This window comes from Anaeromassilibacillus sp. SJQ-5, assembly GCF_054108045.1.
The window spans coordinates 461,309-484,844 of the sequence record NZ_JBPJWQ010000001.1 but is presented as its reverse complement, the minus strand read 5'-3'; the positions used below and the strand labels follow the sequence as shown (position 1 = coordinate 484,844).

Here is a 23,536-nt window from a genome sequence, read left to right as displayed (position 1 = left end):
CGTTATGCCTGGCCGGTGGGGACCGTCCCGCCAGGCCGGATACCAGTTTACCGTTACACATGGTCGTCCGGGCAAGGGCGGCGACTCGAATCACTCTGTCTGGAGGATCACCGTGGATACCAACACGAAGGACAACCTATTAGAGGTCAAGGATTTGACCGTGCGGTTCGGCAGCGCCAAGCAGGCGGTGACGATCATCCGCGATTTGAATTTTTCCGTGGCCCGGGGCGAAACCCTGGGTATCGTCGGGGAGAGCGGCAGCGGCAAGAGCGTCACCTCCCTGGCCATTATGCGGCTGCTCTCTCCCGTCAACTCCCTGGTGGAGGGGAAAATCGAGCTGGAGGGGACGGATCTGCTGGCGCTGCCCGCGAAGGACATGGTGGGGATACGGGGCAACGACATCTCCATGATTTTTCAGGAGCCCATGACGTCGCTCAACCCCATTAAGACCTGCGGCAAGCAGATTATGGAGCCCATGTTTTTACATACCTCCATCTCCAAGGAGGAGGCGAAGGCCAAGGCGGTGGAGCTGCTGCGCCTATGCGGCATCCCCGACCCGGAGCAGCGGTTTCACGAGTACCCTCATCAGATGTCTGGCGGGATGCGGCAGCGGATCATGATCGCCATGGCCCTGGCCTGCAACCCCAAGCTGCTCATCGCCGACGAGCCGACCACGGCCCTGGACGTGACCATCCAGGCGCAGATCCTAGAGCTGATGAAGAAGCTGAAGGATTCCCACGACATGGGCATCATCCTCATCACCCACGATCTGGGAATTGTGGCGGATTTCTGCGATCGGGTGCTGATCTTTTACACGGGGCAGATCGTGGAGAGCGCGCCGGTGCGCGATCTATTCCGCGAGCCGCTGCATCCCTACACCAAGGGGCTTATCCGGGCCCTGCCGAAAATCAGCGAGCAGACCGACCGGCTGGAGGCCATCGAGGGCATGGTGCCCGACGCGGACCAGATGCCGGAGGGCTGCCATTTCCATCCCCGCTGCCCGTATGCGACGGATCGCTGCCGGAAGGAAGCGCCTGCGCTGACGCAGACGCCGGACGGCCGCTGCGTACGCTGCTTTCTGTATGGGGAGGTGACGGCATGACCGACGAATTTCACAACGACATCCCCGCCGCGCCCAAGGAACGGGAGGCGGAGCGGGAATCGGAAATCGCCGCTGGGGTGTACGCGGGACTGACCGCCGACACCGGCATCGATGAAAAAGCGGCCCGGGCCGTGCCGGTGGCGGGGGAACGCGCCGAAACGACGACGACGCCCGCCGCCGCGGATTCGCCCGTGCTCGTGGAGCTGCAGGACGTGCGGCAGCATTTCCTCATCCGCAAGGCCAAGGGGAAAAAGGCCACCCTGAAGGCGGTGGATGGGGTGTCCTTCTCGATTTACAAGGGGGAGACCTTCGGCCTGGTGGGGGAATCCGGCTGCGGCAAAAGCACGCTGGGCAAAACCCTGCTGCGCCTCTATCCCCTGACGGGGGGACAGGTGCTGTTCGACGGGGAGGACATCTCCGCCCTGAGAGGCAAGGCGCTCAAGGACTTCCGCACCAAGTCCCAGATGATTTTTCAGGATCCCTCCTCCTGCCTGAACCCCAGGAGGCGGATACTGGACATTCTGATGGAGCCCTACGCCATCCACAGGCTGTACACCAAGGAGGAGCGGCGCGAAAAGGCCATGGAGCTGTGCGACCGGGTGGGGCTGTCCCGGGCGTATCTGACCCGGTATCCCCACGAGATGTCGGGCGGGCAGAAGCAGCGCGTCGGCATCGCCCGCGCGCTGGCCCTGCGGCCCAAGCTGGTGGTCTGCGACGAGCCGGTATCGGCGCTGGACGTGTCCATCCAGGCCCAGGTTATCAACCTGCTGGCCGATTTGCAGGAACAGATGGGGCTGACCTACCTGTTCATCTCCCACAATCTGAGCGTGGTCAAGCACTGCTGCCAGCGCATCGGGGTGATGTATCTGGGGCGGATTGTGGAGCTGGCACCGTCGGCGCGGATATATGAAAACGCGGGGCATCCCTACACCCAGGCGCTCATCTCCGCCATTCCGAAGGTGGAGGCCGCCATGGGAGAGAAGGAAGAACGGATTCTGCTGGGCGGGGATCTGCCCAGCCCCACCAACCTGCCGGACGGCTGCGCGTTCCACACCCGCTGCCCCTACGCCACCGATCGGTGCCGGCAGGAGCGGCCGGAGCTGACCGAAAGGGAGCCGGGGCATTTCGTGGCCTGCCATCTGGCGAAAGACTAGAAACCAAGAGTGAGACGCGAGACGCGCTTCGCTTTGGAAATAGGCAAAGAGGAGGAGACATATGAAGAAGACCAAACGCATTCTCAGCGCGGCGCTGGCCGCGGTTTTGCTGGCAACGGCGGCGGCCGGCTGCCAAAAGAGCGAGCAGGGCGCGGCCAACGGCAAAACCGTGATCGTCGGCGCCGCCACCGACCTGAAGACCCTGGACACCGGCTACATGTACGAGGTGTACGGCAACATGGTATCCTATTCCCTGTACGACATGCTGTTCCGCATCGAGGGGGAGGACATGAGCAACCCCAAGCCGTCCCTTGTCACTGACAAGTGGACGCTGGACGAGACGGGCACGATCTACACCCTGCCCATCCGGGAGGGCGTAAAGTTTTCCAGCGGCAACCCCCTGACCGCCGCGGACGTGGTATGGAGCATTCAGCGGGTCATGGGCCTGAAGGACTCAAGCAACCAGGCGCATGTGGCGGGCATTCAATCGGTGGAGGCGAAGGACGATCACACCGTGGTCATCACCCTGAAGGCCCCCGACGCGTCCTATCTGACCAAGCTGGCGTCCAACGCCTACTGCATCCTGGACAGCAAGCTAGTCAAGGAGAACGGCGGTTCCACCGAGGCGGGCAAGGACACCGCCCGGGAGTATCTGAACAAAAACTCCGCCGGTTCCGGCCCCTTCATCCTGGAGAGCTGGACGCCGGAAAATGAGCTGAGCATGAAGAAGAACCCCAACTACTGGGGTTCGACCGGCAATGTGGAGCGGGTCGTCATCAAGGAATACGACGACGCCAACACCCAGATCCAGGCCCTGGAGAAGGGGGAAATCGACATCGCCCTGTCGGTCAACAGCGACAACGTGGCCCAGCTGAAGGGCAAGGACGGGGTCACCATCAAAAACGCCCAGGCGGCGGTGTGCTCCTTCCTGCTGATGAACAACGACCCGGCCATCGGCAAGGAAATGGCCAACCCGAAGGTACAGCAGGCCGTCCGGTACGCCATCGACTACGAAGGGCTGAAAAAGATGTGCGGCGAGGGCGCGAGCCTGCCGCTATCCATCGTGCCGCAGGGGTTTGTGGGCGCGAAGAACCGGCCCGACAACTACCGCAATCTGGACAAGGCCAAGGCGCTGATGAAGGAAGCCGGCTATGAAAACGGGTTCACCGTGGAGCTGACGGCGGCCAACTTCGACACCGAGGGCATGAAGTGGCCGGACATCGCGCAGAAAATCCAGGCCGACTTGAAGGAAATCAAGATCGATGTGAAAATCGTCACCTCCGAGTTCTCCGTCATGGTGGATCCGTATCGGAAGGGCGAGCTGCCCTTCCTGGTGATGCATTGGAGCCCCGACTATTTCGACATCAACAACCAGCTGGCCTTCCTGCCGGGCAGCACCGTGGGCGAGCGCGCCAAATGGGCGGCGGACGGCCATCAGGACATGATCGATCTGGGCAACAAAATCATCGGCGAGAGCGACAAGACCCTGCGGGCCCAGTATAGCGAACAGCTGCAGGATCTGATGGCGGAAAACAGCCCCTATGCCTTCCTGCTGCAGCATCCGAAGGTGTACGCCTACCGTACCAACCTGAGCAACGTTTCCTACTGCGACCTGTGCAAGATCCAGCTTAAGGATCTGACTGTCAACTGAATTCCGACTGCGAAAGGACGGCTGCCGGCCGGCGGCCGTCCTTTCGCAGCCATGGCTGCCCCTTTTGCATCCCATACGGCCGAGGGCGGTATAGGATGCAAAAACGGCAGAATGCGGCTGTTTCCCGGCGGGCGGCTCTTTCGCGTCCGCTTATATTCCCTGGAAAGGATGTGCGGCTTTTTGGCTCGCTACATTGCACGAAGACTCGGCCTGATGGTGCTGCTGCTCTTCGGTGTCTCCCTGATGGTCTTCCTGATTTCCCACCTGGTGCCCAGCGACCCGGTGGGCGCTAACCTGAGCGCCACGGCCCAGAACAATCCCGAGGTGGTGGCCGCCTTCAAGGCCAAGTGGGGGCTGGACAAACCGCTGTATCAGCAATATTTCATCTATGTGGGTAACCTGCTCAAGGGAGATATGGGCAACTCCATCCGCACCGGGCGGCCGGTGCTGGAGGATCTGCTTCAGTATTTCCCCGCGACGGTGGAGCTATCGGTGTTCGCCATGCTCATCGCCATTGTGCTGGGGATACTCTTCGGCGTGATATCCGCTGTCTTCCGCAACAAGCCGGCGGATCAGATCCTGCGGGGCGTGTCGGTCAGCGGCGTGTCCATTCCCAGCTTCTGGTTCGCGCTGCTGGTACTGTATGTCTTTTCCAGTGTGCTGGGATGGTTCCCCAGCGGCGGCAGGCTGGATCCCCGGGCGGGGGCGGTGACGGGCGGAACCGGGCTGTATGTGCTGGACGGGCTGCTGTCGGGCAACTTCTCCATGGTGGGGGACGCGCTGTCCCATCTGCTGCTGCCGGCGCTGGTGCTGGGCTTCTTCACCATGGGGCTCATCACCCGGCAGACCCGCAGCAATCTGCTGGAGACGATTTCCACCGATTATATCCGCACGGCCCGGGCCAAGGGGATGAGCGAGCGGCGGGTCATCACCCACCACGCGCTGGGCAACGCCCTTATCCCGGTCATCACCGTGGCGGGGATGGGGTTCTGCAACCTGCTGGGCGGTATGGTGTTCGTGGAGAAGATTTTCGCCTGGCCGGGCATCGGGCAGTACGCGTATCTGTCGGCCACCACCCTGGATTTCCCGGCCATCTGCGGCGTGTCGCTGCTGATCGCCCTGACCTATGTGGTCATTAACCTTGTCATCGACATTCTGTATGGGATCATCGATCCCCGGGTGCGGTATCAATAACTCACAGAATCGAGATGAAAGGAAGGAACCCTCATGGAATTTTTTAAAACGGTATTCAGACAAAAGAATTTTATGTTCAAGCTGGGGATTATCGTCTGCCTGCTGTGGGTGATCGTCGCTTTCATCGCGCCGTTCATCGCCCCGGCCGATCCGCTGGCGCAGAATCTGGACATGCGCTTTCAGCCGCCGGGGGCGGCACACTGGTTCGGCACCGACAGCCTGGGGCGCGATGTATTCAGCCGGGTGCTGTACGGCAGCCGGATCTCCATCACGGCGGGGCTTATCACCGTGCTGATTTCCTTCGGCATCGGCCTGCTGTACGGCGGGGTGGCCGGCTATGTCGGCGGGATCGTGGATGACGTGATGATGCGTTTCAGCGAGATGATCCAGTCCTTCCCTCCCCTGATCCTCGCCATGGTCATCGCCGCGGCCATGGGGCCGAGCATCGTCAACTCGGTGTTCGCCATGGCGATCATCTGGTGGCCGAACTACGCCCGGCTGACCCGCAGCATCGTCATTTCGGTCAAGGAGAACGACTATGTGACGGCCAGCCGGCTGATGGGGGCGTCCCGGGTGCGGATCCTGTTCCGGGAGATTCTGCCCAACAGCATCGGGCCGCTGGTGGTCATGTCCACGCTGGACTTGGGTAACGCCATTCTGATGTTCTCCGGTCTGTCCTTCCTGGGGCTGGGCGTGCAGCCCCCGACGCCCGAATGGGGCGCCATGGTCAGCGACGGGGTGGCCACCTTCCAGAACTGGTGGATTTCCACCTTCCCGGGCCTCGCCATCTTCACCGTCGCCATGGGCGCCAATTTCATCGGTGACGGGATGCGGGATTATCTCGACCCCAAGCTGCGTCAGCAGATGTAAATTCATAAAAAGGCGGGATTTGCTATGACTCTACTCGATGTATCCAAGCTGGACGCCGTGGGAGCGCCGCTTTACGACATGCGGAAGATCTTCCAGATCGACGCGCCGGCCTCCAAGATATCCTTCAGCCTCATCACCATCCATCCCGGGTCCCGGGTGCCGGAAGTCGGGGACGGGTTCCACACCGGCGACGAATACTCCTATTTCCTGGAGGGGGAGGTCTACACCGTCAGCGGGGACGATGTGGGCACCGTGGGGGCGGGCATGGCCACCCTTATCCCCCGTGGGGAGCATCACTGGTGCGAAAACCGGACGGATAAGCCCTGCACCCTGGTGTGCATGATGGTGGAGCCGTAAGGAAAGGGATGACGCGCGTATGAACAAGCAGCGGCTCCAGCGGGTGCTGGACAACATGGAGGCCCAGGGGCTTGATCAGATTCTGGTCACCTCCACCGCCTCCGTCTTCTACCTGACCGGCTACTGGATCGAACCACACGAGCGGATGCTCGCGCTATACATCGACAAAAACGGCCGGACGGCGCTTTACGGCAACGAGATTTTTGGTGTGGAGGCCACGGCGGATCTGCCGGTCATCCCCCACGCCGACAGCGCCGATCCGGTGGCGGATTTGGCCGCCGCACTCGCCCCCGGCCGGCTGGGGGTGGACAAATTCTGGCCCAGTAAGTTCCTTATCGGCATCATGGAGCGCCGCCCCGACATCCGGCCGGTGCTGGGCTCCGGCCCCATCGACGCGGCGCGGCGCTACAAGGATGAGGCGGAGCGGGACGCCCTGCGCCGGGCCTCCAAAATCAACGATATCGTGGTGGAAACCGCCATCGGCGCCCTGGCCGACGGGGCGGTGGAGGCCGAGCTGGCCGCCCTGGTCAATCGGACATACCTGCAAAATGGGGCGGACGTGTCCGACGGGCCGCAGCTGGTCTGCTTCGGCGCCAACGCCGCCGATCCGCACCACGCCCCCGGACACGACACGGTCAAGCCCGGCGACTGCGTGGTTTTCGACATTTTCACCCCCATCCGGCGGTATTGGTGCGACATGACCCGCACCGTCTATTTTAAGGAGGCGGGCGAGGAGGAACGGCGGATTTACGCCCTGGTGAAAGCCGCCAACCAGGCGGGCATCGACGCGGTGCGCCCCGGCGTGCCGCTGCGGGACATCGACCGGGCGGCCCGGCGGGTCATCGAGGAGGGCGGCTACGGCCCCTACTTCACCCACCGGCTGGGCCACGGCATCGGCCTGGAATGCCACGAGCCCCCGGACGTCAGCGCTGGCTCGGACGCGATAGCCGAGCCCGGCATGGTCTTTTCCATCGAGCCGGGCATCTATCTGCCCGGGCGCACCGGCGTGCGCATCGAGGATCTGGTGCTGGTGACCGAAACCGGCTGCGAAGTACTCAACGCCGCGCCGAAGGATCTGCGCGTGGTGGGATAAGACAAAACAAGGAGGAGGATTCCCGCGGGAACCCTCCTCCTTGTTTTGGGCTTTGGTATAAAAGCGCTCTCAATTCAGGTTTTGCTTCTGGGATAGGGGGCTTTCTCGTCGGTCAGGCCCAGCAGATAGTCGGTGCTGGTGCCGAACAGCCTGGCCAATTTTATAAGCGATGCAACCGGTATATTGCATGTGCCGAGTTCATAACCAGAATATGTCGTCTGATGCACATGCAGCCATTCCGCCATTTCTTTTTGTGATTTATCCGCGTCCTCCCTCAGGCCGCGCAGATGCTCCAACATGGCTTTCACCTCAAGCCTATTATGGCTTAAGGGTTATACCCTTATTGGCTTTTAAGCATATTTTCCTTATAATAAAGTCAATGGAGGAATTCATATGAACGACGACATGCAAAAGTAGATAAAGAAGCACTTTCGTCAAATGGACACGCTCTTTCAACCATACCAACTAGATAGTTTTCTTCGGACTCCGGACGATGCCCTAGAAGATACCTTTTTTGAATTTACGACGCCCGTTATTTATCATTGTCTTATTAGAGATCCCTATCTCCTATATCTTTTCGTGCAACAGGGCTGGCACGCTTTGGACTGTATGGCATGGTGTCTGCTTCGATGCTACCACGCCTATAAACAGCCATAGAAAACTCCCGGCGGGCAGGCCCGCCGGGAGTTGATTATTTCAGGAACACCAGGGCCGTCATGCCCGCGCCGGTGTGGGTGCCGATGATCGGGCCGATTTTGGAAATCAGCACGTCCTTGACCAGGCCGGTCTGCCGCACCAGGTCCGCCAGGGTTTCGGCGTCCGCCGGGTTATCGGCGTGGGCGACGATGGCAGTCTGCCCCTCCAAATCCTTCCCCTCGGCGGACAAGCGGCTCAGGACGTATTCCAGGGCCTTGCGGCTGCCCCTCACCTTGGCCATTACCGTCAGCTTGCCTTCCCCGTCCACACTGAGTATGGGCTTGATATTCAGCGCGGTGCCGACGATGGCTTCCACGGCCGAGATGCGGCCGCCCCGTTTGAGGTGGTTGAGATCGTCCACGGTGAACCAATGGGCCACGCGGGTGCGGTACTCCATCACCCAGGCGGCCAGTTCTTCCAGAGACAGGCCCTCCAGCCGTTTCTTCGCCGCGTAATAAACCAGCAGGCCCTCGCCGATGGAGGCACACAGGGAGTCGATGACGACTATCCGGCGGCCGGGGTATTTTTCCTCCAGCTGCCCTGCCATCAGCATGGCGTTGTTCACCGTGCCGCTCAGGCCGGAGGAAAACGCGATATACAGAATATCCTGGCCCGCCTGCAGAACCGGCTCGAACAGCTCCTCGTAGACCACCGGGGTGATCTGAGAGGTGACGGCCGACGCGCCAGCCCGCAGCTGCCGATAAAACTCCTCTAAGGACAGCTCCCTCTCATCCTCAAAATGGCGGTAGCTGTTCTCAGCCAGGTCGAAATGCATGGGGATGACCTGTATATCCAATTCCTCAATAGTCGTATGGGGCAAATCCAGCGTCGCGTCGGAGAACAGTTGGTAGGCGCTCATTCTCGTCAATCATCCTCTCTGAAAATACACGGATATATCCGTCAAACCGACGGCCCGAACTATTTATTTTGACAAACAAAGCATGTTTGGAGTTTTTACGGCGGATCGGAGGTTACCGGCCATTGAGCTCGGCGAAAAAGGTCACCGCTTCTTTTTGGGCTTTCGCGTGGTAGAGCGCCTGATCCGCTTTCTTGAACAGCTCCTGGAAAGCTCCGGCATCCTGCGGGAACAGGGAAACGCCGATGCTGGTCGTACAGACAAAATCATCGACCTGGAAACGCGTCAGGCCCGCCAGCGTGTCACGCAGCCAGGCGTCGTCCGACAGGTTCTGCACCAGCACAATAAATTCGTCGCCGCCGAACCGGCCGCCGACATCCACCTTTCGAAAGGCCCGCTTGATCCGCCGGGAAATCGCTTTTAGAATTTTGTCGCCTTCATCGTGGCCGTAGGTATCGTTAAAGCCTTTGAAATTATCGATGTCCAGCAGCACCAGAGCGTGCCGCCGATTATCCTTGGACAGAATATCCTGAATGACCGTGGCCGCGTAGTCCTTATTGTACAGGCCGGTGAAGCGATCGAGATTGGCGGCCTTTTTCAGCCGGTCGGTTTTTTCCTTAATATCCGTGATGTCGGTGACAACCCCAATCATCCGGACCGGCCGGCCGTCCTCCAGGATGGGGGTGACGTGAATCCGGCACCAGACAAACGCGGACTGACCAGCCTTCATGCGCGCCTCATAGACAGCCGACTCCCCCTTCAACACACTGGCAAAGGCCTTGGCGATGACCTCTTCATCGTCCGGATGGGAAAAATATCGGCTGACCTGCCGGCGGTACTCTTCCGGCTCCAGAAGGCTGAACGGCTGCACATCCCGCAGAATTTTCTCGCCGGACACGCCGAAAATGATTTCCGCATTTTCAAAAAAGGTGTACAGCTGCCGGGGCAGATCCACCTCGAAAATACAGATTTTCGCCGCGCTCAGCGCAATATGCAGCCGCTCTTTGTACGGCTCGATTTGTTCGGTATCGCTTTGGCCCGTTAGTCTCATTGCCGTACCCATTCTCCAGTCATAGGTCTGTGCGTGTCAGCAGCGCCACGCATTCCACGTGGGCAGTGCGGGGGAACATATCCACAGGCGTCACCTGTCTCACGGCATAGCCCCGCTCGCCGAAAACCCGCAGATCCCGCGCGAGAGTGGCGGGGTCGCAGGAAACATAAACCACCCGGGAGGGCGCCATGAGGGCGACGGTATCCACCACCGCCTCATCGCAGCCCTTGCGGGGCGGGTCGAGAACCACCACGTCGGGGCGCACCCCTTCCGCCCGGAGGCGGGCGGCCGCCTGGCCGGCGTCAGCGCAGAGGAAGCGGGCGTTTTCAATGCCGTTGTCCGCGGCGTTGCGGCGGGCGTCCTCCACCGCCTGGGGCACCACCTCCACCCCGATGACCTGCGCGGCCCGCGCGGCCATGGACAGGCCGATGGTGCCAGTGCCGCAGTACAGATCGAGCAGGGTTTCCTTCCCGGTCAGCGCGGCGGCCTCGGCGGCCAGGGCGTAGAGCCGTTCCGCCTGCTCCCGGTTGACCTGATAAAACGAATGCGGGGACAGCCGAAAACGCAGGCCGCACAATTCGTCGGTGATGGTACCCGGCCCCCACAGGGGGAAGGTCTCCTCCCCGAGAATGACGTTGGTGTCCCGGCGGTTGATATTGACCACCACGGTGGCAAGACCGGGCGCCCGCTCCCGCAGGGCGCTCACCAGGCCCTTGGTATCGGGCAGCTTGCCGGAGGTACACACCAGGCAGACCATGATCTCCCCCGTGGCCCGGGCCTGCCGTATATAGACATGGCGCAAAAGGCCCTGCCCGCTCTCCTCGTCATAGGCGGGCACGCCCGCCCGTTTCGCCCAGCGGAGCACCTCGTCCAACACATCTCGGAAGATCTCCGGCTGCAGACGGCAGTCCCGCTGCTCGACAACCCGGTGGCTGCGGGGAGCGTAAAAGCCGGCTAGGAGGCGGTATTCGCCCTGGGCCACCGGATACTGGGCTTTGTTGCGGTATCGATCGGGGGCGGCGGCGCCCACGATGGGACAGGGTGTCAACTCCAGGGCACCGATCCGCTTTAACGCGTCGGCCACCCGCTGCTCCTTGACGCGCAGCTCGGCCTCATAGGACAGGTGCCGGTAGGCGCAGCCTCCGCAGCGGCCGAAGGCCGCGCAGTCCGCCGCCTCGTCCGCCGGCAGCCGGTCGGCGGAGGGCTCCAGCAGCTCGCTCAGCCGGCCGAAGGCATGGGTTTTCTGCACCTTGACGATATGGCAGCGGATCCGATCGCCCACAGCCGTAAAGGGAACGAACACGGCCAGGCCAGGCCCGCCGTCCTCCTGGACCCAGCGGCCCACGCCGCTGCCCTGCGCGGACATGCCGGTGATGGCCAGCTCAATCTCCTGATTCTTTTCCAAAGGCATGCCGTCCCCTCCCAATCTTTTTTATTGTACACACTTCCCTGACAAATAGCAAGAGATTTTCATAAAAAGCGCAAAGGAGGCGGCCGCCGAACGGCAGCGCCTCCTTGTCACAGGATATCCTATTTAACCGAGGTCTTTTTGGTCATCAGCCACCGGGCCGCCACCAGGAAAGCGGCGGCAAGGAGGAGATCCATCGCCAGGTTGCCCATGCCGATGGTGACGTTCATCAGGTCAGACGATCCGCCTCCGGAAATCCGGAGGCTCTCAATGAGAGTCCCCCACATGTTTTCAAAGACGAAGGAGGCGCCGTCCGCGCCGATGCGCAAGCCCAGGGGGACAATCAGCATGGCCACCACCTCCAGCAAGCCGGCCACCATCGTCGTGCAGAAGTAAAAGAGCACGGAGAACAGGACGCTGTTGCTGGAAAAGGTCTTGGTATTGGCCAGGGTGATGGCAAAGTACAGCTCGCCAATGGTCAGGGCCAGGCCAATCAGCATGGACACGCCGACGTAGACGCCCATCGTGACCAGAGAGCCGCCCAACTGTTCATTGAGCCCTTTAAAGAACTCCTGTGCGCCCATCAACTGCATGGTGCCCAGGATAGCGAGCAGGGCCATCAGCATACCGGCGAACAGCAGGACATAGGCGGTAATCGCCTTGGACAGGATGATTGAGCCCTTGCCCACGGGCAGGGTCTGAATGAGGTAGCCCTCGGCGCCGAACACGCCCTTATAAAAGCGGAGAATGGCGGTGATCAGAGCCACCACGACGGAGGCGCAGCCCACCAGGGCCAGGAACACGGCGCAGGTGGTGGCCAGCTGGCTGATGCCGATGGCTTTGGCGGCCCAGCCCGCGCCGTACAGCAGGGCCATGGCGACAAGGCAGATAGGCAGGATGAGCAGGCTCGCCCGGAATTCGTATTTCAGCAGTTTCCTCAGCATTTGAAAGCCTCCCTAAAATAAGCGTCCAGGGACATGCCCGACTTATCCCGGATATTGTCCGCGCTGTCCGCCACCAGCAGCTGGCCGTAGCTCATAATAATCACATCGTCGAAAATCCGCTCCACGTCGTACACCAGGTGGGTGGAGAGCATGACGGTGGCGTTCTCGCTGTAATTGCCCAGAATGATATCCAGGATGGAATCCCGCGCCGCCGGATCGATGCCGCTGAGTGGTTCGTCCAGGATGTACAGCTTGGCGGCCCGGGACATGACCAGAATCAGCTGAAGCTTTTCCTGCATGCCCTTGGACATGGATTTCAGCTTCATCTTCTCATCCAGGCGGAAACGCTGCAGCATCTCAGCCGCCTTCTGCCGGTCGAAGTCCGCGTAAAAATCGCGGAACATATCCAGGGCGTCCTTGGCCCGCATCCAGTCGCTCAAATAGGTTTTCTCGGGCAGATAGGAAACGATGGACTTGGTATACACGCCCGGCGCCTGCCCGTCGATGGTCACGGTGCCCTGATAATCGCTGATGAGGCCCGTCAGGATTTTAAACAGGGTGGTTTTGCCGCATCCGTTGGGACCCATGACCCCCACGATCCGCCCGCTGTTCACCGTCAGGTTCAGCGACTGCAGCACCGGCCCGCGGCCGTAGGACTTGTTGAGATTCTCAATCGTAACGAGTGCGCTGCTCATTCTTGTCAACCCTTTCTTGCCGCCCTCCTCTGGCGCGACGCGCGTCGCGCCGGAAAAGCGGAGTTATCCCTGCAGGTACTGCCGCAGCTCCCGCAGGATGTCTTCGGTGGTTTTGTAGCCCATGTGCTCCATCTGCTCGACGAAGGCAGCCATGAGCTCTTCCCCCATCTGCCGGCGCGTCCGCTCTATCAAGGCCGCGTCCCGCGTGATATACCGGCCGGTGGTCCGCTCGCTGAACAGCAGGCCGTCCCGCTCCAGCTCGGACAGAGAGCGCTGCATGGTGTTGGGATTGACCCCGAACTCCACAGCCAACTCCCGCACGGCCGGTATACGCTCACCAGCCGCCCATTGCCCCGACAATATACGCAGCTTAATCTTATTCATAATCTGTGTATATATCGGTGCGCCGGAATCGAACTGGTTATCTGCAAACATCCGCACACCTCCCTTTCGTATTATTGTATTAAGCATCTAATACAATAATACATCTCTTTTCCCATTTGTCAAGGGCTTCATTGGAATTTAAGAATTGAGACTGTCGAAAAAGTATAGCGGAGGGAGGGGGAGGTGTGCGGCACGAAGGCAGAGCCTTCGTGCTGGGAACACGTCAGGGTTCCCTCCTCGCGCAACAATCGCTCGCCCGCAGGCGTCAAAAGTGGGGAAAATCTTTCGATTTTCCCCACTTTTGCTCAGCTTGGCGTAAATGGACGGCGTGAGCCGGACTTTTTCGACAAGCTGAAATCCGGAGCGCGAACGCTCCGGATTTTTATCCCAATAAGGCTTCGACCTGTTCGACGGAGAGCTTGAAGGGCTGGGCGTACCGGCTCTTGGCGCTTACGCCGGTGCAGGAGAAGGTTTCGATGACGTTCTGCCGGATTTGGGCGGGGCGTTTCTCGATAATACCCCGCAGGATCCGGCATTTGGCTTCCCAGGTGGCCATATTGCCCAGACCCGGCCACCGCTCAAAATGGGCGGGCATTTCGGCCCGGATTTCCGCCACCATGGCGTCATATACGCTCAGCAAGCGCTCGGTGGAATAGGTGGTTTTCAACCGCGTTCCATAGGTGGAAATAAATTTGTCCCGGAAGGCGGTGTTGTGCATCAGGCCGCGCATGAGGTCGGTGCTGAACATATGGCCCACGCCGTGGCCGTTCGGGTTGATGATTTCCTCCACCATGTTCCAGGTGTGAGTGCCGGGCCAGAGAGCCCAGTCCTGATCGAACACGACCCAGCGCCACTTCGCGCCGTCCGCGCGTTCCCGGTAAAATTTGATATTGCCGGTATCGGTGTTGCCGAAAAAGGAGATGGCGATCCAGTAATCGATAAGTTCATCCACATCCACCAGGGAGGCCACGTGATCATAATTCTCCTGTTTGGACAAATCGTGGGTCTTGACGTACTGCAGCAGTTCCTTATACGCGGTCAGGCTGCCGGACATGAGGATGCTTTCGCCCTTGATCATATCGATGGTATCCTCGTCCGCTCCGGTGCGGTTGGACACGTAGGATTCGCAGATTTTCTCCCTCAGATCGTACAGGCCGTAATATTCGCCGTTGATATACACGACCACCGGACGATAGTCCATGAAATCCACGTCGGCCTGGCCCTTAATCGTCCGGGCCACAAAGGCATCCCGCAGATGGGCGTGGGATCCGTCCTGCCCGGCGTTGCGCAGCACCAACTCGGAATAGACGTTGGTGGCGGCGTCCTGCCCGAACAGGGGGTAGCAGAACTCCTTGGGGCCGTACCGATCCCGCAGGTTGATGGACAGGCTTTTCTGATCCATCGCGCGGCTGTACTGGCCGAACACCTTGACACCCGCGTTGAATTCCAGCTGGGCCACGCCGTTTTCGTCCACATATTCGAAATGGACCGGCCGCTCCCAGTCCTTCCAAAAGTTCGCGCCGGTGTGTGGGAATGTGTCGGTATAGCCGGGACCCTTTTCGAGGATGCCGGTGTTATAGTCGAAGAGATTGGCCGGATCGGTGGACAGGAAGATGACCGGCATGGCATGCCGGCGGCCCACCAGGTAGCTGCCCGCGCTGTCCTCGGAGGGGAGGCGGCCGTCCATAAAGGCCCGGGCCCGGATGGTTATATTCTTGGACACGGCGATTTCCCCCTGATACACAGGAGAGCTCGCCGTGGGTGCGCTGCCATCGGTGGTGTAGCGGATGGTGGCACCGGGGCAGGTGATGGACACCTTGCCGCCGCCCTCCAGATACCCGCTGGACACGGAGAACACCGGCGTGGGCGCGGGACCCTTCAGGCCGGCGGCGGGGTTGGCCGCGCCGGGGGTGGGCTTATCGAAATAGTACACCTGCGGGTCGGCGTCCGACACCCTGCCGCTGGACTGGGCGTCGTCCAGGCGGCCGGACTGCACATCGTCCACCACCCGGCCGTCCGGCGCGAGGAGATAGAGATGCTCCCCGTACCGGCCCAGGCCCATGGCGATGAAAATCTCCTTGGTGCGGGTATTGTAGCTATCCGTGTCGCCGCAGAAAACGAGCTTGTATTCCCCCGGCGCCAGTTGGACGTTGGGAAGGGTTTTGTATGCGGCGGGATCCTCCTTTTTAGAAAGCCTGTAGCCGTTCAGGCTTACAGGCTTGTCTGTGGGGTTATGTAGTTCGATATAGTCGTAATACTGGCCGTTGGCTGCCTTGACGCCCGTGCGGTTGACCGCCGCCACCTCGGAAATAACGGCCTCCTTATTTTTCGGATACCGGGCGCTGTCGATGGAATCGAAGCTCTGGGTATCGTTAGCCTTGCCGGGGGTGGGCTTGGGATAGAACACCCATTTTCCCGCGTCCTGCGCCGAACGGCCGCAGGACAGATTCGAGGTCAGGTCGTTGACGGTGCAGTCGTCCACCTTTTTGCCGTCGGCCGCGTAGAGCGTCAGGCTGGGCTCCTTGCCGGACAGGACGAAATCCGCGTGGAGGGGGCCGCCGGCGGCATAGGTTTTGGTTTTGCCCGACAGGTAGATCACCTGATAGCCGCCCGCCGGGATGGAGACGGCGGGGAATGTCCATTTATCGGTTTTCGCCGGGTCGTCCGACAGGGTGAAGGAGGCCAGGGACAGCTCCTTGTCCCCGTAGTTATGCAGCTCCACCCAGGCGGTGAACTCCCCGTCCTCGTCGGCGAGAGTGACGCTGCCCTTGGTGGCGTACTCATTCAGGCGCACCTTCGCGTCGGCGGCCGCCACCCCGTCGCCGCGCACGGCGGGGGTGTAGGTTTCCGCATTGGCGGCGCCGGGCGTGGGCTGCTTGAAGTAGACGGTTTTGCCCTGTGCGTCGGGGCCGCAGGTGGTATTGTCCGGCAGATCCCGCACCTCCACGCGGCTGATTTCCCGGCTATGGGGATCGTAGAGAACAATATCTTCTTTTTGGGAATTGATGCTGAAAGGCATATGAACGACCCGGTTCTCCGCGTCCACCCGCTCCGTGCCGGAAGCGAAGACCACCAGATAGTCCCCGGCCCCTATCTCCATCTCCGGGAAGACGAATTTTCCTTTTTTCCGGCTGTCGTCGGTCAGGGAATAGCCCTTCAGGCCTATGGCTTTATCCGTGGGGTTGTGCAGCTCGATCCAGTCGGGGTAATTCCCCTCGTCGTCCGCGAGCGCGCCGTTATTCTTGGCCATCACCTCGGAGATGATCAGGCCGTCCGAGGCCGCGCCGCCCGGCGCGCAGGCGGAAAGAATCAGCGTTATGAAAAGCAGCAGGGCCGTCGGCAGGGCCCAGCGTTTATCGATCATGGATTCACACTTCCTCGCTTTTTCGACATACCTTCATTATACCAGAGCAGGGGGCCGGGCACAAGGTGCCTCGGCAAGTTTTACAACCCGTTGGCAAACGTAAAGAAGATGAGGCAGCCCGCGGCGGGACGTGAGCTGCCTCAGGGAATTTACGCCAGGCCCAGCAGGCGGGCGCCGTTTGCCACCAGCAGGCAGACGAGCATGCCGATGACGGTGGGGACGGCGAAGGAAACCGCCGTCCACTTGAGGCTTTGGGTTTCCTTATGAATGGTCATGCAGGTGGTGGAGCAGGGCCAGTGCATCAGAGAGAAAAGCATAGTGCACACGGCGGTCAGCCAGGTCCAGCCGTTATTGGTCAGCAGGGTGTGCAACTCGTTAAGATTGCTCATGTCGGTAAGGCTGCCCTGGGCCATGTAGGCCATGATGATGATGGGAATGACGATTTCATTGGCCGGAAAGCCGAGGATGAAGGCCATCAGAATGGTGCCGTCTAGGCCTAGCAGGCGGCCGAAGGGATCGAGAAACTGGGAGCAATGGGCCAGTAGGCTCATATCCCCCACCGTCACGTTGGCCATCACCCAGATAATCAGGCCCGCCGGCGCGGCCACCGCCGCGGCCCGGCCCAGCACGAATAGCGTGCGGTCGAAGATAGAGCGGACGATGACCTTTCCCACCTGGGGCGTCCGGTAGGGCGGCAGTTCCAGCGTGAAGGAGGAGGGCACCCCCTTGAGAATGGTTTTAGACAGCAGACGGGAGACCAGCAGGGTCATGCCCACGCCCAGCAGGATGACCAGGGTCAGCCCCAGGGCCGAGAGGAAGGAGGAGGCGAAGCCGCCCGCCGTGCCCACAAAGAACATGGTGATGATGGCGATCAGGGTGGGAAACCGGCCGTTGCAGGGAACGAAGTTGTTGGTGATGGTGGCGATGAGCCGCTCTCTCGGAGAATCGATGATGCGGCAGCCCACCACGCCGGCGGCGTTGCAGCCGAAGCCCATGCACATGGTCAACGCCTGTTTGCCGCAGGCGCAGGCCTTTTTGAAGTATTTATCCAGGTTGAAGGCGATACGGGGCAAGTAGCCGAAGTCCTCCAGCAGGGTGAACAGGGGAAAGAAAATCGCCATGGGCGGCAGCATCACCGACACCACCCAGGCCAGCACCCGGTAGACGCCCAGAACCAGGGCCCCATGGAGCCAGTCGGGGGCGTGCATCCAGGTGAAGAAGTCGGTCAGCCGATCCTGAACCCAGAACAGGCCGTCCGCCAGCCACTGAGAAGGATAGTTGGCCCCGGTAATGGTCAGCCAAAACACCACCAGCAGCAGCGCGAGCATAATAGGAAAGCCGGTGCGTTTGCTGGTCAGGATACGATCCAGCTTCCGATCCCGCGCGTTGTAGCAGGCCCGATCGCAGAACACGGCGTCGGAGCACATTTCCTCCGCCCGCAGCACGATGCAGGAGACCATCACGTCCTTAAAGCGCTCCGCCGACAGGCCCGCATCCGCCATGTGCTGCTTCGCCAACAGGACGGCGTCCGGCAGGCCGGGGATTTCCATCAGCTCGACGCCGACATACTCGCCGACGGCATGCAGCAGGGTATCGTCCCCTTCCAGCAGCTTGAGCGCCACCCACCGGCTGTTCAGGCGGCCGGCCAGAGGCCCCTCCAGCAGCGGCTCCAGCTCCTCGATAGCGGATTCGATAGGCTTGGTATAGCGGATTTTCGTGGGGTGCGTTTTCTCCCCGGCGACCACCCGCGCCGCCGTGTCCATCAGCTCATCCAGCCCCTTCCGGCTGCGGGCGCTGGCGCCCACCACCGGCACGCCGAGATTCTCGGACAGCTGGTCAAAATCAATGCGGATATTCTTTTTCTTGGCCTCGTCCATCAGGTTGACGCAGACCACCACCCGGTCGGTGATTTCCATGGTTTGCAGCACCAGGTTCAGGTTGCGCTCCAGGCAGGTGGCGTCGCAGACCACCACGACGCCGTCCGCTCCGCCGAAGCAGATAAAATCCCGGGCCACCTCTTCCTCGGCGGAATGCGCCATGAGGGAATATGTACCGGGGATATCCACCAAAATGGTGTGCATCCCCTTATGGGTGTAGTGGCCCTGGGCGTTGGTAACGGTTTTTCCCGGCCAATTGCCGGTATGTTGATTCAGGCCGGTCAGCTCGTTGAACACGGTGCTTTTCCCCACGTTGGGGTTGCCCGCGAGAGCAATCACCTTATCGCCGTCCTCCCGCTGGATGAAAAGCCCTTTATCCGCCGCGCCCCGGCCGGTGGAACCTGCTGTTAATCCCATCTCCCATCCTCCTCGCTCAAGCTAATTCAGCAGGCCTTCGACGACGATCTGGGAGGAATCCTCCGACCGGATGGCAATAACCGCCCCCCGGATCAGATACGCCACCGGATCGCCCGCCGGGCTTTTCTGCAGGCAGGACACGTCTGTGCCTTCCACCAGCCCGATATCCAGCAGGCGGCGGCGGATGCTGCCGGTGGCCAGCAGTTCGTCCACCCGGACGGTCTGCCCCTCGGCCACGTGGTTCAGCGACATTTTACTCATAAAACTCGTCTCCTAATAATAAGTATAAACAGGAAACAGTGTTGGGCGCGGGAAACTCTTTTTCCCGGAAAGCATCTGTGTTTCCAGATGCAAAACTTGTTTCCTGCTACCAACTTATGCAGGTATGTCCGGGTGGGTGACAGATAAGGAGACGATTTTTTGAACGGGGACAAGGGATTTTATACGCAGATGGGCTACCGGCTGCAGAACGCCGGCGGGCTGACCGACACCATGGAGGATTATCTGGAAATGATCGCGCGCTGCGCGGGGGAAGCCGGCTATGTCCGGATAAACCAGCTGGCCGAAAAGTTGCATGTCCGGCCATCCTCCGCCTCCAAGATGGTGGGAAAGCTCAAGGAGCTGGGTTTGCTGGATTTTGAAAAATACGGGTTAATCGGCATGACGGAGGAGGGGCGGGCCGTCGGGCAGGCCCTGCTGCGCCGTCACGACATTCTGCACCGCTTTTTCTGCCTGCTCAATCAGTCCGTCGACGAGCTGGAGCAGGTGGAACGGGTGGAGCATTTCATCCATCCCGACACGCTGGACCATCTGGAAGCCCTCACCCTGCGGCTGGAAGCGGAGATCCAGGCATAAAAAAACGCCGGGAGACCCAAACGGCTCTCCCGGCGGGGAAATATCCAGCTGTCAGACGGCGGCGATGAGCTCCACTTCCACCAGCACGTTTTTGGGCAGCTGTTTGGCCGCCACGCAGGAACGGGCGGGCTTGCTGACAAAATAGGCGCCGTAAATGGCGTTGAACGCGGCGAAATCCGCCATATCGCTGAGGAAACAGGTGGTTTTGATCACGCTGTCGAAGGAAGCGCCCGCCTCCTCCAGCAGGGCCGCCAGGTTCTGCATCACCTGCTCGGTCTGGCCCTCGATGGTGTCCGCCTCCACCTGGCCGGAGGCCGGGTTGATGGCAATCTGGCCGGAGGTGAACAGCAGACCGCCGTGGACGATCGCCTGGGAATAGGGGCCGATGGCCTCGGGGGCTTTCGCGGTATGAATGGTTTTCATCAGTAGGTTCTCTCCTTTACGATTAAGGTATAGCCCGCGTCGACGAGCGCCTTTTTAATTTGCTCCACGTGGGCGTGATCCCGGGTTTCCAGCACGAGCCGGAGGTAACAGGCGTTGATGTCGGTATCCAAATCCGCCCGATCGTGGTAGACCGAGACCACGTTGCCGCCCTCCCGGGCGATGATCTCCGACACGCCGCTGAGCTGGCCCGGCTTGTCGGCCAATTCGATGGTGATGTCCGCCGACCGGCCCGCCTTGAGCAGGCCGCGGCTGATGACCCGGGACAGGATGGTCACGTCGATGTTGCCGCCAGACACCAGGCAGACCACGTTGCGGCCCTCCACCGGGATTTTATTGAACAGCACCGCTGCCACCGAAACGGCCCCCGCCCCTTCGGCGATCAGCTTCTGCTGTTCGATCAGGGTTAGGATGGCGGTGGAAATTTCGTCGTCGGTCACGGTGACGATTTCATCCACGTATTTCTCGCACAGCTCATAGGTCAAATCGCCCGGCGTTTTGACCGCGATGCCGTCCGCGATGGTGGACACCTGGGACAGGGTTTCCTTCTGGTGCTTTTGCAGCGCGTTGACCATGGAGGCCGCGCCGCAGGCCTGTACGCCGTACACCTTGACGTGCGGGTTCAGGGATTTGATGGCGAAGGCCACGCCGGCAATCAGGCCGCCGCCGCCCACCGGCACCACCACCGCGTCCACCTCGGGCAGCTGATCGAGCAGCTCTAAGCCGATAGTGCCCTGCCCGGCGATGACGTTCTCATCGTCAAAGGGGTGGATGAAGGTATACCCCTTCTCATCCCTGAGCTGCAGCGCCCGATCGTAGGCATCGTCGTACACCCCGTGGACGAGCTCCACCTTCGCGCCGTATTTTTTGGTGGCCTCCACCTTGGAGATGGGTGCGCCATCGGGCAGACAAATGATGGATTTGATCCCGTTCTTGGTGGCGGCGAGGGCCACGCCCTGGGCATGGTTGCCCGCCGAGCAGGCGATAACGCCATGGGATTTCTCCTCGTCGGTCAATTGGGAAATCTTATAGTAGGATCCGCGCACCTTGAAGGAGCCGGTCACCTGCAGATTTTCCGTCTTCAGGTACACCTTGCCGCTGGGATTAATGTTGGGCGCGTGTATCAGGTCGGTCATGCGGATGACGTTTTTGAGCACATACGACGCATGATACACCTTATCCAGAGTCAGCATAGCCATGGCCTCTTTCCTGTAATATAAAAAGCTCCCGCCTCTTTATAGAGACGGAAGCTTCTGTTCCGTGGTACCACCCTACTGCGGCCGCAAGCGGCCCTCGCCCGCATCGAGCCGGATCTCCCGGCGGTAATGCGCTCTCCTGTAACGGGAAGACCCCGTATCCGCTTACTGGGCACTGGGCGGTTCAGCGATCCGCTCGGGGGCGATGGTCCTCTTGCCGGCCTTTTACCGCCTCACAGCACCCGGCGGCTCTCTGAAAAAAGGTTCGGCGGGACAACCCCGTCACAGCGTTTAGAACTGTATTTTCTATAAGGATACGCCTTTTTTCGGCCCTTGTCAACCCCGATTTTTAAAGCCCGGTCAGGCCAGCAGATGGCCGAAACGCGCTTTTATCAGTGCGGCCTTCAGCGGCACATACAGGAGCACCGCCCCCACAATGGAGACCGTGCCGTTGATGAAGGTGGCCGGCAGGCTCATCACCGAAGCCAGCATGGCGGCGGGCAGCTCGGCGCCGCTTATCACCTTGGTGATCACCCCGCCGACGAACTCTCCCACCACGTTAAAGGCGATCCCCGCCGTGGCTCCCAAGGCGGCGAACAGCGTTTCATTGGTCAGCTTTTCCGTGCGGCAGGCGGCAACGGTCAGCGCGGTCAGGAGAACGCCGATGATCAGCAGCAGCACATAGGAAATATCCGCCGCCTTAGCCAGGAGCGACCAGCCCGCCAGCTTGCCGATGAGCACCGTCAGCCCCATGGCGAGCGAGATGCCGCCGGCCACGCCCAGACCGACGCGGGGATTGCGTTCCGGATGGCGGCGGCCGATGCGGGCGACCAGGCCGGTGAACAGGCCGATGCCGAATTTCAGGATAAAGGTTTTAAGGGAGTCGATGCCATACCCCCCCACAATATCGAACAGCCCCATGCCGATGGAGCCGGACAAGCCCCCCTGCCAGCCGCCGATGAGCAAGGCGGCCAGGATGGTGACCATATTGCCGAAATGGATAAACGGATTGCCCACCGGCGCCGGATACGGAATCCGGATAAGCCAGATGGCCACAAAGGACAGGGCGGCGAACATGGCGATCAGCACCGTTTGCATAAACGGGGATCGGCGGCTGTTCAGCGTATGGGGGCTCGGTTGGTTCATGAGTCATTCCTCCGCGGGAATGGGGATTTTTCCCCATTTTTTCTTCCTCTGGCATCATAGCACACGTCTGAAAAAAGTCAAGACTTTGCGGTTTCTTTGCTTTTCCCTGCCGGTTTCCTGTCGGAATTGTTTCCGAAATTTAAGAAGTTGTACATTTTTTGTTTATGGTTATTACACAAGCCTGCGTTATCATATATTCGTACCAAGAACGAAAGGAGGCGCAACCTGATTGAATACGGAAAACCCGGCAGGTCAGGCGAACGTTCTCGTGTGTGTCACCGATCAGCCCAGCTGCCGCCGGCTGATACTCGCCGGCGACGCCATCGCCCAGAAATACAACGTGCCCGTCAAAGTCGTCACCGTATTGAAACCGGGGCTGGTTTCTTCCAAAACCGCCGATGTGCTGCAAACTCTATACAATATCGCCGGGCGGCTGGGAGCTGATATGACCGTATATTTTAACGACAGCCCCGCGCTGACCGTGGCGGTGCACGCGCGGCAGATCAACGCCGTTCATATCGTCAGCGGCTCACCGGGAACCGACAGCAACACCTTTATCGAAACCATCAAGGGGCTCTTGCCCGAAACGCCGATGACCATCGTGGACAACGAGCAGCAGATGATTACCTTTCCCTCGTTTGACGTCCAACATGCCGGCTCGTGAAGAATAGGAGCGTGTTTGATATAGATATGGGAGGTTTTCCAGTATAGCGTAAAAAGGGATCGCCCTCGGGCGATCCCTTTTTTATGGGCAGGAAAAGCGGGCCATGCAACATGGCCCGCTT

The 23,536-nt window shown here is 60.5% G+C and carries 22 protein-coding genes; 9 read left to right on the top strand and 13 right to left on the bottom strand.

The features are described 5' to 3' along the window. Positions 1-112 precede the first annotated feature (112 nt). From ACSAMM_RS01985 to ACSAMM_RS01955, 7 genes are all read left to right on the top strand, one after another. Positions 113-1,102 (top strand): ABC transporter ATP-binding protein, encoded by a 990-nt coding sequence (locus ACSAMM_RS01985; protein WP_457789408.1) that lies wholly within the window; start codon positions 113-115, stop codon positions 1,100-1,102. Beyond that, on the top strand, positions 1,099-2,256 hold the full coding sequence (locus tag ACSAMM_RS01980; RefSeq protein ID WP_457789406.1) for an ABC transporter ATP-binding protein: 1,158 nt from the start codon (positions 1,099-1,101) through the stop codon (positions 2,254-2,256). Before ACSAMM_RS01985 ends, ACSAMM_RS01980 begins: the two co-directional genes overlap by 4 nt. Before the next feature lie 61 nt (positions 2,257-2,317). Next, positions 2,318-3,907, top strand: coding sequence for an ABC transporter substrate-binding protein (locus ACSAMM_RS01975; RefSeq protein WP_457789405.1), 1,590 nt, complete (start codon positions 2,318-2,320; stop codon positions 3,905-3,907). A 180-nt stretch (positions 3,908-4,087) separates the two neighbouring features. Beyond that, positions 4,088-5,101 carry an ABC transporter permease gene (locus tag ACSAMM_RS01970; protein ID WP_457789404.1) on the top strand — a complete coding sequence of 338 codons (1,014 nt, stop codon included), beginning with the start codon at positions 4,088-4,090 and terminating at the stop codon, positions 5,099-5,101. 33 nt (positions 5,102-5,134) lie between these two features. Beyond that, positions 5,135-5,971 (top strand): ABC transporter permease, encoded by an 837-nt coding sequence (locus ACSAMM_RS01965; RefSeq protein WP_457789402.1) that lies wholly within the window; start codon positions 5,135-5,137, stop codon positions 5,969-5,971. Positions 5,972-5,995: 24 nt separating this feature from the next. Beyond that, positions 5,996-6,328, top strand: coding sequence for a cupin domain-containing protein (locus tag ACSAMM_RS01960; protein ID WP_457789400.1), 333 nt, complete (start codon positions 5,996-5,998; stop codon positions 6,326-6,328). 19 nt (positions 6,329-6,347) lie between these two features. Further along, positions 6,348-7,421 (top strand): M24 family metallopeptidase, encoded by a 1,074-nt coding sequence (locus tag ACSAMM_RS01955; RefSeq protein WP_457789398.1) that lies wholly within the window; start codon positions 6,348-6,350, stop codon positions 7,419-7,421. A gap of 74 nt (positions 7,422-7,495) precedes the next feature. Here ACSAMM_RS01955 and ACSAMM_RS01950 read toward each other — a convergent pair whose 3' ends face one another. From ACSAMM_RS01950 to ACSAMM_RS01905, 10 genes are all read right to left on the bottom strand, one after another. Then, positions 7,496-7,720: a helix-turn-helix domain-containing protein gene (locus ACSAMM_RS01950; RefSeq protein ID WP_178722564.1), complete on the bottom strand. Its 225-nt coding sequence runs from the start codon at positions 7,718-7,720 to the stop codon at positions 7,496-7,498. Between the two features lie 392 nt (positions 7,721-8,112). After that, positions 8,113-8,976: a DegV family protein gene (locus ACSAMM_RS01945; RefSeq protein ID WP_457789396.1), complete on the bottom strand. Its 864-nt coding sequence runs from the start codon at positions 8,974-8,976 to the stop codon at positions 8,113-8,115. A gap of 112 nt (positions 8,977-9,088) precedes the next feature. Beyond that, positions 9,089-10,024 carry a diguanylate cyclase gene (locus ACSAMM_RS01940; RefSeq protein ID WP_457789394.1) on the bottom strand — a complete coding sequence of 312 codons (936 nt, stop codon included), beginning with the start codon at positions 10,022-10,024 and terminating at the stop codon, positions 9,089-9,091. Between the two features lie 19 nt (positions 10,025-10,043). Beyond that, a complete protein-coding gene (gene rlmD / locus ACSAMM_RS01935) occupies positions 10,044-11,435 on the bottom strand; it encodes a 23S rRNA (uracil(1939)-C(5))-methyltransferase RlmD (RefSeq protein WP_457789392.1) in 1,392 nt (463 codons plus the stop codon). Positions 11,436-11,554: 119 nt separating this feature from the next. After that, on the bottom strand, positions 11,555-12,376 hold the full coding sequence (locus ACSAMM_RS01930; protein ID WP_178722572.1) for a hypothetical protein: 822 nt from the start codon (positions 12,374-12,376) through the stop codon (positions 11,555-11,557). Then, positions 12,370-13,071, bottom strand: a complete 702-nt coding sequence (locus ACSAMM_RS01925) for an ATP-binding cassette domain-containing protein (RefSeq protein ID WP_178722574.1) — start codon at positions 13,069-13,071, stop codon at positions 12,370-12,372. Before ACSAMM_RS01925 ends, ACSAMM_RS01930 begins: the two co-directional genes overlap by 7 nt. Before the next feature lie 63 nt (positions 13,072-13,134). Next, positions 13,135-13,506, bottom strand: coding sequence for a GntR family transcriptional regulator (locus ACSAMM_RS01920; protein WP_178722576.1), 372 nt, complete (start codon positions 13,504-13,506; stop codon positions 13,135-13,137). Between the two features lie 331 nt (positions 13,507-13,837). Further along, positions 13,838-16,819, bottom strand: coding sequence for a CotH kinase family protein (locus tag ACSAMM_RS01915; RefSeq protein WP_457789389.1), 2,982 nt, complete (start codon positions 16,817-16,819; stop codon positions 13,838-13,840). A 149-nt stretch (positions 16,820-16,968) separates the two neighbouring features. Continuing rightward, positions 16,969-19,113, bottom strand: coding sequence for a ferrous iron transport protein B (feoB, locus tag ACSAMM_RS01910; RefSeq protein ID WP_457789387.1), 2,145 nt, complete (start codon positions 19,111-19,113; stop codon positions 16,969-16,971). 21 nt (positions 19,114-19,134) lie between these two features. Next, positions 19,135-19,365, bottom strand: a complete 231-nt coding sequence (locus ACSAMM_RS01905; RefSeq protein ID WP_457792139.1) for a FeoA family protein — start codon at positions 19,363-19,365, stop codon at positions 19,135-19,137. Between the two features lie 168 nt (positions 19,366-19,533). Here ACSAMM_RS01905 and ACSAMM_RS01900 point away from each other — a divergent pair, with 168 nt between their 5' ends. Then, positions 19,534-19,968 carry a metal-dependent transcriptional regulator gene (locus tag ACSAMM_RS01900; protein ID WP_457789385.1) on the top strand — a complete coding sequence of 145 codons (435 nt, stop codon included), beginning with the start codon at positions 19,534-19,536 and terminating at the stop codon, positions 19,966-19,968. A gap of 51 nt (positions 19,969-20,019) precedes the next feature. Here ACSAMM_RS01900 and ACSAMM_RS01895 read toward each other — a convergent pair whose 3' ends face one another. The 3 genes from ACSAMM_RS01895 to ACSAMM_RS01885 all read right to left on the bottom strand — a co-directional run bounded on the left by ACSAMM_RS01895 (position 20,020) and on the right by ACSAMM_RS01885 (position 22,751). Then, entirely contained in the window at positions 20,020-20,391 is a 372-nt protein-coding gene (locus tag ACSAMM_RS01895; protein ID WP_178722584.1) for a Rid family detoxifying hydrolase, read from the bottom strand. Next, positions 20,391-21,602 (bottom strand): threonine ammonia-lyase, encoded by a 1,212-nt coding sequence (gene ilvA / locus ACSAMM_RS01890; protein ID WP_178722586.1) that lies wholly within the window; start codon positions 21,600-21,602, stop codon positions 20,391-20,393. Before ilvA ends, ACSAMM_RS01895 begins: the two co-directional genes overlap by 1 nt. A 363-nt stretch (positions 21,603-21,965) precedes the next feature. Continuing rightward, positions 21,966-22,751, bottom strand: a complete 786-nt coding sequence (locus ACSAMM_RS01885) for an ECF transporter S component (RefSeq protein WP_178722588.1) — start codon at positions 22,749-22,751, stop codon at positions 21,966-21,968. Positions 22,752-22,980: 229 nt separating this feature from the next. Here ACSAMM_RS01885 and ACSAMM_RS01880 point away from each other — a divergent pair, with 229 nt between their 5' ends. Further along, on the top strand, positions 22,981-23,415 hold the full coding sequence (locus tag ACSAMM_RS01880) for a hypothetical protein (RefSeq protein ID WP_457789382.1): 435 nt from the start codon (positions 22,981-22,983) through the stop codon (positions 23,413-23,415). The last annotated feature ends 121 nt before the right edge of the window (positions 23,416-23,536 follow it).

Excerpts from the sequence above, each read along its gene's own strand:
- ACSAMM_RS01980 (WP_457789406.1), top strand. The coding sequence starts at position 1,099 with ATGACCGACGAATTTCACAACGACATCCCCGCCGCGCCCAAGGAACGG.
- ACSAMM_RS01975 (WP_457789405.1), top strand. The coding sequence starts at position 2,318 with ATGAAGAAGACCAAACGCATTCTCAGCGCGGCGCTGGCCGCGGTTTTG.
- ACSAMM_RS01965 (WP_457789402.1), top strand. The coding sequence starts at position 5,135 with ATGGAATTTTTTAAAACGGTATTCAGACAAAAGAATTTTATGTTCAAG.
- ACSAMM_RS01960 (WP_457789400.1), top strand. The coding sequence starts at position 5,996 with ATGACTCTACTCGATGTATCCAAGCTGGACGCCGTGGGAGCGCCGCTT.
- ACSAMM_RS01955 (WP_457789398.1), top strand. The coding sequence starts at position 6,348 with ATGAACAAGCAGCGGCTCCAGCGGGTGCTGGACAACATGGAGGCCCAG.
- ACSAMM_RS01950 (WP_178722564.1), bottom strand. The coding sequence starts at position 7,720 with ATGTTGGAGCATCTGCGCGGCCTGAGGGAGGACGCGGATAAATCACAA.
- ACSAMM_RS01945 (WP_457789396.1), bottom strand. The coding sequence starts at position 8,976 with ATGAGCGCCTACCAACTGTTCTCCGACGCGACGCTGGATTTGCCCCAT.
- ACSAMM_RS01940 (WP_457789394.1), bottom strand. The coding sequence starts at position 10,024 with ATGAGACTAACGGGCCAAAGCGATACCGAACAAATCGAGCCGTACAAA.
- rlmD (WP_457789392.1), bottom strand. The coding sequence starts at position 11,435 with ATGCCTTTGGAAAAGAATCAGGAGATTGAGCTGGCCATCACCGGCATG.
- ACSAMM_RS01930 (WP_178722572.1), bottom strand. The coding sequence starts at position 12,376 with ATGCTGAGGAAACTGCTGAAATACGAATTCCGGGCGAGCCTGCTCATC.
- ACSAMM_RS01925 (WP_178722574.1), bottom strand. The coding sequence starts at position 13,071 with ATGAGCAGCGCACTCGTTACGATTGAGAATCTCAACAAGTCCTACGGC.
- ACSAMM_RS01920 (WP_178722576.1), bottom strand. The coding sequence starts at position 13,506 with ATGTTTGCAGATAACCAGTTCGATTCCGGCGCACCGATATATACACAG.
- ACSAMM_RS01915 (WP_457789389.1), bottom strand. The coding sequence starts at position 16,819 with ATGATCGATAAACGCTGGGCCCTGCCGACGGCCCTGCTGCTTTTCATA.
- feoB (WP_457789387.1), bottom strand. The coding sequence starts at position 19,113 with ATGGGATTAACAGCAGGTTCCACCGGCCGGGGCGCGGCGGATAAAGGG.
- ACSAMM_RS01905 (WP_457792139.1), bottom strand. The coding sequence starts at position 19,365 with ATGTCGCTGAACCACGTGGCCGAGGGGCAGACCGTCCGGGTGGACGAA.
- ACSAMM_RS01895 (WP_178722584.1), bottom strand. The coding sequence starts at position 20,391 with ATGAAAACCATTCATACCGCGAAAGCCCCCGAGGCCATCGGCCCCTAT.
- ilvA (WP_178722586.1), bottom strand. The coding sequence starts at position 21,602 with ATGCTGACTCTGGATAAGGTGTATCATGCGTCGTATGTGCTCAAAAAC.
- ACSAMM_RS01885 (WP_178722588.1), bottom strand. The coding sequence starts at position 22,751 with ATGAACCAACCGAGCCCCCATACGCTGAACAGCCGCCGATCCCCGTTT.